Here is a 13,036-nt window from a genome sequence, read left to right on the forward strand (position 1 = left end):
TTGTATTTATTCAAGCTAACCTTTTAAATCAAAAATTCCGCCTTTTGCTTCCGAATAAATTCCCCAAGCTTCAAGTGCTGCACCAAGCTCAGCATACTGTTTGCCTGCTTCCTCCAACCTTACCGACGCCATGACGGCATTTATTGCCTGACGGAACGCTTTTGCCCCTGCTCTCGGACCCATTGGATGACCATGGATGGCGCCTCCGGCCGCGATAATCACATCGTTACCTAACTTCTTAACGATATCTTCTACATGGCCTTGCGTGGTTCCACCACCTGGCATAGGAAATACCGGTTTAATGTTATGAAGAGAAGAAAGCATCTGATATCCTAACATAATAAATGTATCCATCATCATGGGAAATTTGCCATATGGGCTAAGACCAATGATCATGTCTAATCCTGCAAGCCTTGGCAGCTTTGCTCCCACCAGTGAAGCACTTACTCCCGACCAGGGTGACTCATAAACAGCACCTGTAAAATCAGAATGTGCCAATATTGGTACGTTAATGCTCATATCTTCTGTAAGCATATGCGCAGCATCCAAACCGATGGTGAAATAATTAACCATCAAACAGTTGGCTCCCGCCTCTATGGCACGATAAGCATTGTCCTTAAGCTTGTCAGTACGGTCAGTAATATTAAATGCATAAAGAGTTTTTTCTCCCTTTTCCTCATCCGCACGTTTCAAAGCCTCCATAACCGCTTTCACACGATCAAGCAGTTTACAATGAGGTGCGTCCGCTACCAGTTCGTCATCTTTAATGATGTCAACACCACCTCGCGCCGATTCATAAGCTAGCTGTGCGGTTGTGGCAGCATCCAAGCCGGTGCAGGGCTTAATCATGTTGTTGAGCAGAGGTCTATCGTAAACACCTAAAAGTTCTCTGATTCCCTGTACGCCAAACTTTGGCCCTTTAAACTGTGCCAAAAACATTTTCGGAAATTCCAAATCGATTAATTTAACTTTTCCAGAGCTTGAAATGTTTCCAATTACTGTACTCAGCATCATGGCAAATTGAGCCCCGAAATTTGCCCATGGATAGGCGATTCGAATGATAAAGTGTCTTTCACTAACATCCTTGGGAATCTCAATCTGGTATGAAGGGGCTTCATAGACGCCAACAACCCTGCCAATACATCTCTCCCGGACTTCAGGCGTTTCTGCAGGAACCTTCAACCAAGTGCCGGTAGTCTGTTCAACTGCCAAAGCAGCAGCAAATTTCATCATGTTTGTACTGGCTTTTGTTTCACAATAATAGGTTGCGATCATGAAACGATCATCATCTAATGCCTCGGGAAATTGACAAATAATCGGGTCAATATACATTTCTTCTCCTCCAAAATCTGTTAATTAGGGTCCCCTTAATTACATAGTAACAGTGTTTAAAAATAAGACCATATTGAAAATATTTTCAATATTTTTCCGTTAAAAATTGCTTCAATATTACCAATTCGGAAGATTACCTTAGAATAATCATGACCACCCGCTCAGCGGGTGGTTTGCTCTAGCCCTATAAGGGCATGATACCAGGCTGAGCCTAAAGGCTCACTGTGTCAACACCAATTTAAAACTGAACAAAATTTTCGGTTTAAAAATGAACACTTTGCCCTAATGGTAACCTAAGCCATGCTTTTGGTGAATCCCCTGAGGATGGATCCAAAAACCATCGCTTGTTTAGTCTTGACAGACGGGGTCCCCAGGCGTGGTAGAATGTTTAATGCGGCGGGAACTAAGCTTATACATGCTTTTAGGAGCCACCCCGTCGGTACCTTTTGGAGACCACGCATGGGGTGGATGTCAGGACCGATGGTTTTCTTCATTAACTGCTGTTTCGGTTGCTTTGAATACGAAACCGGCTTTTTTCTTTTCCCGTAGCCGGTACGATTCGCCACGAATCTGAAATGCCTTGCTATGGTGCAGCAAGCGATCCAAAATAGCTGTGGCCAGTGCAGCATTACCAACTATTTCCGCCCATTCAGAAACAGAACGGTTTGATGTGATGATTATGCTTCCACGTTCGTACCGTTGAGCAACAATTTGCAATAATAAATTTGCACTATGGCTATCCATCGGTTCAAAACCGAATTCATCCAACAAAAGGATATCTGTCTTGGTTAACATCCGCACAAAGCGTTTGGTATCACCTTTTTCCATAGCTTCTTTTGCTTTTTCTAAAAACTCATGACTGGTTAAACATAACGCCCGGTAACCCTTCTTAATCATTTCATAGGTAATAGCTAAGGCCAGATGCGTCTTTCCCACACCGGGCGGGCCTAAAAACAAAATATTTTGGGCATCCCTGGGGAACTCCCGGGCAATCACATCCCGTATTCTCTTCTCATCCAGTGAAGGCTGAAAGGTAAAATCAAAGTTATCAAGAGTTTTGATTTGCGGTAACCTTGATTGCTGCAACCGGTTTTTCAGTGCCCTATCTGCTTTACCTTTTTCTTCTAGTGAAAGAAGGGTGTCAAGAAATGCGGAATATGATAAACTATCTCTAGCTGCATCTTCTAGTAAAGCTTCTAAATGGTTGGCAATTTCATTCCATCCCATTTTAGTGAGGCGGTCCGGCAGACTGTTAGTCATTCCGACTCACCTCCTCCAGAAGCTGTTCATACCATGCTAGAGATCGGGCAGTTGCTTCAGGAGCTTGCGAAATGCGGGAAGAGGTGGCAAAACTCGTTAACCCGTTAGCTTGCTCCTTTTTCATTTGTTTCTCAGAAGAATTAGCGATCACTAATTTAAATGGATTGCCGGTTAGTTTGTGCTCAGCAATAATATTACCATCATAGCGAACATGAAAGGTATTAGTATCGATATACCGGATTTCAACGTCTTTACCACCAAGGGCGTTGGAAATTGGATAAAGCCGACCTTCAACACTGATATGCCCACTGGGAGAGACCTTTCGTTTTTCCCATTCTTCCACCAGATATTCCGGTTGTTTGCCCCAAGGGAGTAGTTCGGATGTTTCCTCGGAAAACCTTTCCTTGGGCGGCATACCTGTTGTACCGTTAGGTAAATTGTTTGCTGTTTTCTCTAACCAACGTAGAGCATCATGATTCCAGTTTTCTAAGGTTTGTCCGCTTCTTATGCGAGGAAGAAAATTTTTTCGTACATAACCCGCAAAATTTTCAACTTTCCCTTTGGATCGGGGTTTTCCGGGCGTACATAGTCTGACTTCGAAACCATAATAGTCACTAAAATCGGCAAACTGCTTGGTTAAAATGATTTCATTTGCTAATCTTCTTTGGACAACTGTTTTCATATTGTCGAAGTTATTCCGTATTCGGAATAATTATGATTATGCCGCAGAAATGATTATCGGTGATGCATACAGCAAAGCCGCCTGAAATCAGCATTCTTTTTAAAAAGTGCGGAATAATTTAAATAAAGCTTGTCGATACTTTCGTATACAATACCTAAAACGGAAGTGATAATATACCTCAAATATCTGACCATATAAATCTATCGAAAGAGCTGAAAAGTATCCCTATCTCAGAACTAATTGAGAAAGGAAAATTGCAGGTCAAAGCAAAAGGTTACTCTCAGTCTACAATATGGCATTACAATGAAAGGTTCCGCGACCTGCAACATGGCGCAGCGCTATTTGGCACAGAAAAACTCTCAGGAGAGTTTATTGCTCAATACATTAAAGAAGGAAAGCAAAAGAGTCCCAAGCTTACCGGCAGCAGTGTCCAAAGAAAATCGCTTCTTAATTTGATTGCAACAGCAGTTAATACTGCCCATATTTTCGTAAACGGAAATGAAGCTGATAATATCCAAATCAAGTCTCTCCGGGAAAATCTACATTCCTATGAACAACATCTCAGAGATCAAGAAAAAAGGTATGAAACGATAAAATCATATCTTCAGGTAGCAACAAAATTCCTACTTTATCTGGATAGGATTAAAAAGAGCAATCCTACTGAGGTCATGGTAATTGATATCCGAGAATTCATAACTGATTTAAGTAGTAAATGGTCACCGAGGAGCATGCGGATTGTTCCGTCACTTCTAAAAACCTATCTGAAATTTGCAGAATATCCCATAGACATCGTGCTTTTTTCGAGCTTTCGAACCCCCTGTAAAAGCAAACCTGTTCGCGCAATGAGTTTTGAAAATACAGAGGCTCTTTGGAAATATATCGAGGGCGATGATGGGGATTTAAGATCAAAAGCGATAATGACAATACTGCTTGCAACCGGCATGAGGCCAGTGGACATTACCGAACTCAAACTTGATGATATTAACTGGGACAATGACAACATCAGCTTTATTCAAAGCAAAACAGGCGAGGGTATGAATATTAAACTCTTTCCTGTGATGGGTTCAGCGATTATCAGATATATTACCGAAGAACGCCCTAAAGGAACAGGATCTAAACTAATTTTTCTCACAAAAAAGGCTCCATACCGCAGACTCACTCCATCCATTTGTGGTCACATTTTGAAAGTTGCCTTAGAAAAAATCGGCGTCGCTTTTGTTGCAAACGGTCTTCATTGTCCTAGAGCAGTCAGGCGCAGTTTAGTATCACGAATGATTGCAAAAGGTGTCCCTGTACAAAAGGCTGCGGCGGCAATCGGGCATGTAGATGAAAAATCTGTTGATTTGTATACTGAACTGGATGTGAAAAAGATGAGATCTATTTGTCTGCCTATACCGAATCCTATGAAAGAGTGGTTGTCAACCTAATGGCTGATAAAAAACAACAAGATAGGTTTCCCGGCCCCTTAACTAAAGAAATCGAGGAATTTATTAATTTCAAGCGGCAATCAGGCTCCCTGTATACAAGTTCTGAGTTTGCTCTAAAAGCCTTTGATAAATTTTGTGCCGCGGTGGAAAACCAAGCCTTGACTCCTCAGCAATTAGCTGAGGCCTGGGTAAAGCCAGGTGATGATAAACCGAAATATGATGTTGGTTGCTGTGTCAGGCAACTCGGACAGTACCTTACCGCTCAGGGATACCCTAAAGCATTTACTGTACTCAGTGCTAAAGGAAACGCTCCCAGGCTGCTTGGTATAAATTCTGGTCCTTTTGTCAGGGAAATCAAGGAGTTTGTTGATCAAAAGAGATCAGCAGGTCGAAAATATATTTCTGAGGAGTACTGTCTAAAAGCCTTTGATAAATTTTGCGCCATAAAGGAGAATGAATTTTTAACTCCCCAGCAGTTGGCCGACGCCTGGCGCAGGAAGGTTAGAGCAAAAAACACCACAAATATTGGGATGATAAGAGAGTTAGGCATGTACCTCACCATGCAGGGTAGTACGAAATCTTTTGTGGTTCCTTATGCAAACGGAGATATGCCAAAACTGGCGTTTACTGGGTACACAGGCTTGTTTGCGGAAGAAATCGTATCGTTTCTTAAAACAAAAAGATCTGTCGGTTTGAAGTACAGGAACGAGGAGTTTCGTCTGAAGGCCTTCGATAAGTTCTGTAATGAGCAATCCAATTTGAATTTGTCTCCACAGCAATTGGCTGACACATTTATACATTTCCAAGAGGAATGCGGTAATTCTGAGAGCAGAAGAAGCATCTCCGTTATTAAAGCACTCGGTAACTATCTTACTGATAATGGTTGGTCAAACGCGTTTACTATCATTGATAAAAATTCCGTTACTGGCCCATATGCAGAAGAGATATCACCTTTTATTGCTTTCAAAAAATCAAGTGGCTTTAAGTACCTTCATTCCAGCTATATTCTACGGACTTTCGATGTGTTTTGTGCCTCAAAAGAAAACGAATCTCTGACACCTCAACAGTTGGCTGATAAATGGGTCATAAAAAGAAACAACGAGCATCCTAATACACGCGCTGGCCGGGTAGACCCAGTCAGAGTTTTCGGAAAATATCTTACAAGCATTGGACATCCCAAAGCTTTTATGATTGCGGTTGATGTCGCACAAAGGAGGGCTCCTAAGCCTCCATATCTGTTTTCAGAAGACGATATTGATACATTTTTTTGCGCATGCGCTGAATTGAAGCCGGATGAAAAAGAGCCATCCATGCACATCGTTCTTCCGGCGGCGTTTTTGTTCATGCACTGTATGGGTGTCAGAACCTGTGAATTAAAAATATTGATGAAGAATGTGAATTTTGAAACCGGCGAAGTCATCATTGTCGACGCCAAGACTGGCGATCGGGCCGTATATATGAGCGAGGAATTGTCTGTAGTTTTATACAAATACAACTCAGTGATTGAAAAGCTTTTCCCTTGTCACAAATATCTGTTTCCAGCATCCGTAGGCCGATCCCGTAATGATTTTGCCAAACGCTTCAGGAATATTTGGGCGTCTAGTGTCCCCGACGGGAATCACGGAGAACCCAGGTTATATGATTTTCGTCATCATCTGCTCTATCGAAATGTTGAATTATGTATGCGTAGCGGAGGCGATGTAAATGTCCTGCGGCCATATTTAATGAGACATATGGGGCATAAGTTGCCGGAAAGTTTCCAATATTACTTTCATCTATCACCACCAATTCGGAAAGAGATATCCCATATCAAAAAGAATCTGGACTGGATGATACCTGATGTGCTGGAGGTTCCATATGAGTAAAAGAAAAAAAGACACTGACGTTAACGAGTTCTGGTCAATGGCCCGATCGTTTCTTAAAGTGTATTTACCAAATGCGCGAGAAGTCTCTCCAAACACCGTAAAAGCCTACAAGCAGGCGCTTGAAACTTTGATTAAATATCTTGAGGGTTCAGGGTTTACCAGAGACACTATCACGATCGGAACGTTGACGCCCGCATGCATTGAGGGATTCATGATATGGATGTCCAAAGAACAGAATTGCAGGCCGCGAACCTGTAATTTAAGACTTTCAGCGATCAAGACCTTTCTTCGTTATTGTGGTCATCATGTAATTACCAATGAATCAATTAGCCGAGAAGTACTTGGACTTCCGATGAAAAAGGTTCGAAAAGAAAAGATTGAATACATGTCCAATAAAGCTGTAGGCGCTATTTTGAATACTCCAGACAACAGGAGAGCTATGGGCAGACGAAATAAAGCTATGCTGTCTCTGCTCTATGATAGCGCTGCCAGAGTTCAAGAACTCAGAGGCTGAATAATAATCCGTGTAAATGTCAATAATCTCCATATAAACAAAACGGAGGTTATTAAAATGAGACAGTCAAAAAACATTCTCACTGAAAAGGAAATGGAACTGGTAAGCCTGCTGATGCAGGACTGCCAAAGCACGGGAGATATTCAGTCAAAATTAAAACGTCTTTTTGCCGGAACAATCGAACAGATGCTGGAAGCCGAGATGGAAGAGCACCTGGGTTATGAAAAAAACAGCATTGAGGGGAACAATTCCGGCAATAGCCGCAACGGCTACAATCACAAGACGATCATAAGCGATTATGGAGAGAGTGAAATTGCCGTGCCCCGGGACCGAAACGGCGAGTTTGAGCCGAAAGTCCTCGAAAAGCGGCAGACCAGGACGGATGAAATCGAGCAGAAAATCATGGCTATGTATTCCAAGGGGATGAGCCAACGCGACATTGAGGACAATCTGCGGGAGATTTACGGGGCGGAGATATCGCAGATGCTGATTTCCAAAATAACGGACAAAATCCTGCCGGAAGTGAACGAGTGGCAGAACCGGCCGCTGGAGTCGGTCTACCCGGTCGTCTACTTTGACGGGATTATGTTCAAAAGCCGCAAGGACAGCCAGATCATCAAGAAATGCGTCTACTCGGTGCTGGGCATTGATATGGACGGCCAGAAGGACATCCTGGGCATCTGGATCAGCGAAAACGAGGGCGCAAGCTTTTACGCGTCAATCTGCTCCGATCTGAAAAAGCGCGGCGTGCAGGATATTTTCATTGCCTGCCACGACAACCTAAAAGGACTTGGCGAAGCCATAAATGCGGTTTTTCCAAGGACAGAGCAGCAGCTTTGCATAGTCCATCAGATCCGCAATTCCACTAAATTCGTGCAGTACAAGGACAGGAAGGAAATCTGCACTGGCCTGAAGAAAATCTACGGTGCAGTAAACCTTAACGATGCAGAGTATGCAAAGGAGGAATTCAGGGAACAATGGGACAGGAAGTACCCGTCCATTCTGCGCTCCTGGGATGCCAACTGGGCAGAGCTCACCACGTTTTTCAGCTATCCCGAACAGATCCGGCATTTGATTTATACGACAAATGCGGTGGAAGCGTACCACAGAATGGTACGGAAATTTACGAAGACAAAATCCATTTTCCCCACCGACGACTCGATCCGGAAAGTGGTATTCCTGTCGGCTAAGGAAATCACAAAAAAGTGGACTCAGCCGTCAAGGGACTGGGCAATGGCATATAGCCAGATTATGATATTCTTTGCAGACAGGATTACGGCGTAAGGTCTTGAGGGCTCTGCCCTCAAACTCCCGAGGTTTATCCGCTCAGGGCTTACCGATGAACAGAAAAACGGCGAACAATAAGGATCGCCGTTCATCGTATAAGCCGCAGCAGGCGTTGGGGCGCTCCTCAGCGTTGCCCGATTTATGCTGCAATAATATTATTGTCAAATCTTTGGATGATTATTCCATTTACACTAAAAAATATTCACACCCAGAACTCATTGACATCAAGTTGGATGATCTGTACGTGGATGAGAAAACTAGCGGGAATGATGAGTCCTTTGTTACTCTGCGCGGAAAAGGCAATAAGTTGCGGAACGTCAATTTGTCACCCAAGACTGTTAAACTAATTCAATCATACTTGAATGAGTTCCACCCTAAGGAGAATCGAAGCGCGCCGCTATTTTATACAAAGCGGGCTGGTTCGCTGTGGCCACTATCTGTAGACTCTGTTAGCAGAATTTTAAAGGAAACCGCAGATAAAGCCCGTTTGGGTGTTCCAGACATTCCGGAAAGAATTCATTGCCATTTGTTAAGGAAGAGCCGGGCTATGCATTTATATATAGCAGGTGTACCTTTGCCTGCGATCATGGAATTACTGGGACACGCAAGCATGAATACCACATCCGGCTTCTATGCTTTTGTCACATGGGAAATGGTGAGTGAAGCGATGAAAAAGGCAAATGAAGGTCATTTGGAAGGCGAAATGTTGTGGAAGGAACCTAATGTCCGAAAACAATTGTATACTTTGGATTAAAAAAATTATTCCGCACTTTTTAAAAAGAATGCTGATTTCAGGCGGCTTTGCTGTATGCATCACCGATAATCATTTCTGCGGCATAATCATAGACCTGTGTTTTAGGTATGCCGTTAAAGTATCTAAAACCGTTCATATGGCATCTAAGCAGTGTTTTTAGATCCATAGTCTGAGTGATTTCCAAGTAATGCATCCTTGAGTAGGATAGAGTCATTAAAAATCCATATAGTTGCCGCTTCTTGCCATCAATCCAGTGGCGGCCGAGATGAATCCAATCTACCTGTGCTTGTTCTCCCGGCGGTGTTTCAAATCGTATTGGGGCCTGTTTGCCAGGTGATTCCCTATATGGTTGTACAAAATCAGCTAAGATGGTTCTACCTCCGGTGTAACCCATTTCCCTGATTTCATCGATTAAAACCATGCAGTTGGTTACACCATCATCAAAGATTCTTTTAAGGATATAGGGCTTATATGGATCAAGCTTACTTGGGCGCTTTGCCCGTTCTTGAGAAACCGGCAAATCATTAGAATTGAGATACTTGTAAACTGTAGTTCTGCTGCAATTCATACGTTCGGAGATTTCTGTCACGGTAACACCTTTGTTGTACAGCTCTTTAATCATGAACATGTCCTCCAGTCTGTACAATTGAAGTCACCCTTCCTAGTTGTCAGATGAATCAATTGTCTCATATATTTTAGCCGGGGAAAATGTTCATTTTTATTCCGGTAATATTGTTCATTGTACAACCGGCGCTAACACACTGAAAAGTTCCACCAACTGCACTTTTTTTCAAACAACCCCTAAAGGGGTTATTTTTTACTGTTTTTGTCTACGGGCTCACCCGTAAACGGGTCTATATACTCCTTTAGTGTCATCTGGTCTGATGCTATATCCTCTTGTAGTTGCTTTCTTATATACTGTTCTATTACTTTTTTGTTGCGTCCCACCGTATCCACATAATAGCCTCTGCACCAGAAGTGCCTATTGCCATATTTATACTTCAAATTTGCGTGCCTATCAAATATCATTAATGAGCTTTTCCCTTTAAGATATCCCATGAAACTTGATACGCTTATTTTCGGCGGTATCGATACCAACATGTGTATGTGATCTGGGCAGGCGTTTGCTTCTAATATTTCTACTTTCTTGTAGTCACATAGTGTCCTTAGTATTTTTCCTATATCGTCTTTAATTTTTCCATATATTATCTGTCTCCTATATTTTGGTGCAAATACGATGTGATATTTACAATTCCATTGCGTATGTGATAAACTTTCGGTATCCATTTGGATAACTACCTCCTTTGTGTTAGTGCGGTTGGCGAAACCTACACTATTTTATCAAATGGGGGTAGTTTTTTCTGCTCATAGCTAAAGCCTTTTGGAACCACCTGCATAGCAGGTGGTTTTCGTTATACAAGAAAAAGCTACTGACAAACAGCCAATAGCTTCACCTTAAAAGTGGTAAGGAGGATAACCCCAAAAACAGCCTGTACGAAAATTAAACCTAATCCCATTGATTAGGTGGTCGAGTTCTCCATAACAACTGCTTGAGCTAGCTTCCTATCTATGATTAAAACATCTATTAATCCGCCCTTCAATGCCGCTTGAAGAGTTTTAGCCTTCTGAACTCCTGATACTACAACTATTTTACGTGGGATTTTTTTATATGTGTTAATGTCAATAGCCAGAGTACGCTCCTTAATCTCACCGTCGCACTCCTCGCCATTCCCGTCAAAAAAGCGTAACATCATATCTCCGTAAACTCCCTTACTTTGTAAAAAAGTAAGCTCTCTCGGCTGAAGATACTGCAGTCGGGAAAGCGGAGAATCAAGCCTCGGGTAGAAAGAACCCAAACCGCTTATAGATATGGTTAACCGCTGGAACAGAGAGAAAATTTGCTTAACATCGTTTATGTTTTTTATTAAACTTAAACTCTCAACGTCTTTATGAAGCCCTGCAGAAGAAAGTGAATAATAATTTCCTCCAAATGCCATACTCATGCGGGAGACCAGATTGTGCACGTCAAGCTCATAATCACAGCAAGTCAGGCTGCCATGTAAGGTGACAAAAATCGTATCCGTTCTTTGGCATGGATTGAGATAATGGATCAGGTAATACATGGTTCCGCCCCAAGCAATACCTAAAATATCTCTTGAAGTAATGATCCTTTGTAAATAACGGGCACCTTCAAGTGCAACCATCATTTTATCTTTTTCCGGGTCTGCCGGATTTCCATCTTCTGAGCCGGAATGGGTTACGATTACTTCTTTTAATGGGTATTGTTCCAGAAGCTGATCCTCCAAATCGAGGCATTGTTTATATGGATTTCCAATCACAAACTCAACGATTTTTTCTTTTTTGGCACGCTGTATTAATCTTGACACCGTTGATTCAGAAACATTGAGAATCAGTGCTACTTCCTTTAATGACTTACCCTGCTCAAAATAGTAACTGGCAGCTTTTAGAGCAATCCACGTTGATTGATTGTACACTTCTCCCTTCATAGATTAAATCACTCCTCAAATTACATTATATAAATAAAAAGAGTTATTAATCCACTAACTTGCTCTAATCAAAGTGGGATTAAAAGGGGTTATAACTTATGAAATGTCGGCACCATTTGGTGATAAGTAGCGTAGTATTTCACCCCGGCGCGCCGAGCTAATTCAACTGCATCATCAAAACGATAGCCAATATGCTCTGTTATATGTGCATCGGAACCAAAAGTAACAAATTCGCCTCCCAACTCTACATATCTGCGTAGCCAATCCCCCCCCGGAATATCCAGACTACCTAGATGACGATAGCTTGCAGTGTTAATCTCAACACACTTACCTAGTGGAATAATATATTGAAACAGTGCATCAATCTCATCCGGAGCATAACTATAAAACAGTCGGGCGTCCTTGACCGTATGGGCTCCCTTTGACGGGAAATCAATATGTCCCACACTACTGAACAGTCCAGGGCTAAGTTGCCTAACTCCTTTTAGAATGGAACTAATATAGTCCTTAAATACCTGACTAATGGTTTTGCCTTCGTAGAATTTCGGATTAAATGGATCAATACCATTTACAGTATGAACACTTGCAATCACAAAATCACAGGATACTGAATTCAGCTCAGCTTCCAGCTCCGGAAAATATTCTGGCGCTATGGCAACTCCTGCTTCAACACCAAATTTCACCTTAACCTGGCTTTGGTCAAACCGTTTAAACTGCTCACAATAGTTTCTTAGGTCAACATGCCAGGCATCGCCTTTATAAAAATGCAATTCCAGATGTTCAGTAAAGCAGATTTCCTCCAAGCCTAGAAGAGCGGCCCGTTTAATCTGCTTATCTGGATCAGTTTGACTATCGGCTGAAATGGAAGAATGTACATGATAATCGCAACGCACTAGTGGAATACCTCCTGTAAGAATCTTCCTTTAATATGCAACTGGGGCAGCGATAAAGAAGGGCCCGAACAAAAGCAGCCCTACTTTTAAAATATATATACATTGATGAAACTAAACAATATTGAAATATCTTTCAATATGAAAAAAATCAATTGATATATTTAATGCCTTTATTTTTTTCCTAGCGTGAGAAATGCTAGGACTAAGCCCATCCAATAATTATCATTAAAATTACTTTTTACACATTTCACCCTTTCTGGCTCTATAGATTGCCCGCAAGAACCACAAAACTTTTGCCCCGCCGGAGCCTTAGCTTGACAACCAGGACATACTATAAATACAGCCGGACCGGTTTCTGTATCTGCCGGCTGGCGGCCAAATTCTTTCATAGTAACAATATTCCATGTTCAGTATATCATTTATCACTTGCAAGCTAAATATGTCTGTGTCTATAGACATCACTTTTTTTGTTTTGATTTATGAGACAGTAAAATATTTAGAATCGCACCAAAACG

The 13,036-nt window shown here is 42.0% G+C and carries 12 protein-coding genes; 5 read left to right on the forward strand and 7 right to left on the reverse strand.

What is annotated here, in order from left to right; genetic code table 11:
• Positions 1–15: 15 nt before the first annotated feature.
• From DCMF_RS05250 to DCMF_RS05260, 3 genes are all read right to left on the reverse strand, one after another.
• On the reverse strand, positions 16–1,332 hold the full coding sequence (locus tag DCMF_RS05250; RefSeq protein WP_148133450.1) for a RuBisCO large subunit C-terminal-like domain-containing protein: 1,317 nt from the start codon (positions 1,330–1,332) through the stop codon (positions 16–18).
• 471 nt (positions 1,333–1,803) lie between these two features.
• Positions 1,804–2,592, reverse strand: a complete 789-nt coding sequence (gene istB, locus DCMF_RS05255) for an IS21-like element helper ATPase IstB (protein ID WP_148133451.1) — start codon at positions 2,590–2,592, stop codon at positions 1,804–1,806.
• Entirely contained in the window at positions 2,585–3,274 is a 690-nt protein-coding gene (locus DCMF_RS05260; RefSeq protein ID WP_148133452.1) for a Mu transposase domain-containing protein, read from the reverse strand. Before DCMF_RS05260 ends, istB begins: the two co-directional genes overlap by 8 nt.
• A gap of 254 nt (positions 3,275–3,528) precedes the next feature.
• Here DCMF_RS05260 and DCMF_RS05265 point away from each other — a divergent pair, with 254 nt between their 5' ends.
• From DCMF_RS05265 to DCMF_RS05285, 5 genes are all read left to right on the forward strand, one after another.
• Positions 3,529–4,701 (forward strand): tyrosine-type recombinase/integrase, encoded by a 1,173-nt coding sequence (locus DCMF_RS05265; protein WP_148133453.1) that lies wholly within the window; start codon positions 3,529–3,531, stop codon positions 4,699–4,701.
• Positions 4,701–6,566: a tyrosine-type recombinase/integrase gene (locus DCMF_RS05270; RefSeq protein WP_148133454.1), complete on the forward strand. Its 1,866-nt coding sequence runs from the start codon at positions 4,701–4,703 to the stop codon at positions 6,564–6,566. Before DCMF_RS05265 ends, DCMF_RS05270 begins: the two co-directional genes overlap by 1 nt.
• Complete coding sequence (locus DCMF_RS05275) at positions 6,559–7,080, forward strand: tyrosine-type recombinase/integrase (protein WP_214659110.1); 522 nt, start codon at positions 6,559–6,561, stop codon at positions 7,078–7,080. The genes DCMF_RS05270 and DCMF_RS05275 overlap by 8 nt, the downstream gene beginning before the upstream one ends.
• A 93-nt stretch (positions 7,081–7,173) precedes the next feature.
• Positions 7,174–8,364, forward strand: coding sequence for an IS256 family transposase (locus DCMF_RS05280; RefSeq protein WP_148137747.1), 1,191 nt, complete (start codon positions 7,174–7,176; stop codon positions 8,362–8,364).
• 55 nt (positions 8,365–8,419) lie between these two features.
• Positions 8,420–9,121, forward strand: coding sequence for a tyrosine-type recombinase/integrase (locus DCMF_RS05285; protein WP_148133456.1), 702 nt, complete (start codon positions 8,420–8,422; stop codon positions 9,119–9,121).
• A 37-nt stretch (positions 9,122–9,158) separates the two neighbouring features.
• Here DCMF_RS05285 and istA read toward each other — a convergent pair whose 3' ends face one another.
• The 4 genes from istA to DCMF_RS05305 all read right to left on the reverse strand — a co-directional run bounded on the left by istA (position 9,159) and on the right by DCMF_RS05305 (position 12,521).
• On the reverse strand, positions 9,159–9,743 hold the full coding sequence (gene istA, locus DCMF_RS05290) for an IS21 family transposase (RefSeq protein WP_214659111.1): 585 nt from the start codon (positions 9,741–9,743) through the stop codon (positions 9,159–9,161).
• A 188-nt stretch (positions 9,744–9,931) separates the two neighbouring features.
• Positions 9,932–10,408 carry an IS200/IS605 family transposase gene (tnpA, locus tag DCMF_RS05295; RefSeq protein WP_148133458.1) on the reverse strand — a complete coding sequence of 159 codons (477 nt, stop codon included), beginning with the start codon at positions 10,406–10,408 and terminating at the stop codon, positions 9,932–9,934.
• 233 nt (positions 10,409–10,641) lie between these two features.
• Complete coding sequence (locus DCMF_RS05300) at positions 10,642–11,628, reverse strand: sugar-binding transcriptional regulator (RefSeq protein ID WP_148133459.1); 987 nt, start codon at positions 11,626–11,628, stop codon at positions 10,642–10,644.
• An 89-nt stretch (positions 11,629–11,717) separates the two neighbouring features.
• Positions 11,718–12,521 carry a histidinol-phosphatase HisJ family protein gene (locus DCMF_RS05305; protein ID WP_214659112.1) on the reverse strand — a complete coding sequence of 268 codons (804 nt, stop codon included), beginning with the start codon at positions 12,519–12,521 and terminating at the stop codon, positions 11,718–11,720.
• Between the last annotated feature and the right edge of the window lie 515 nt (positions 12,522–13,036).

The sequence above is a fragment of the Candidatus Formimonas warabiya genome (assembly GCF_002777255.1).
Taxonomy (GTDB): Bacteria; Bacillota; Dehalobacteriia; order Dehalobacteriales; family Dehalobacteriaceae; genus Formimonas; species Formimonas warabiya.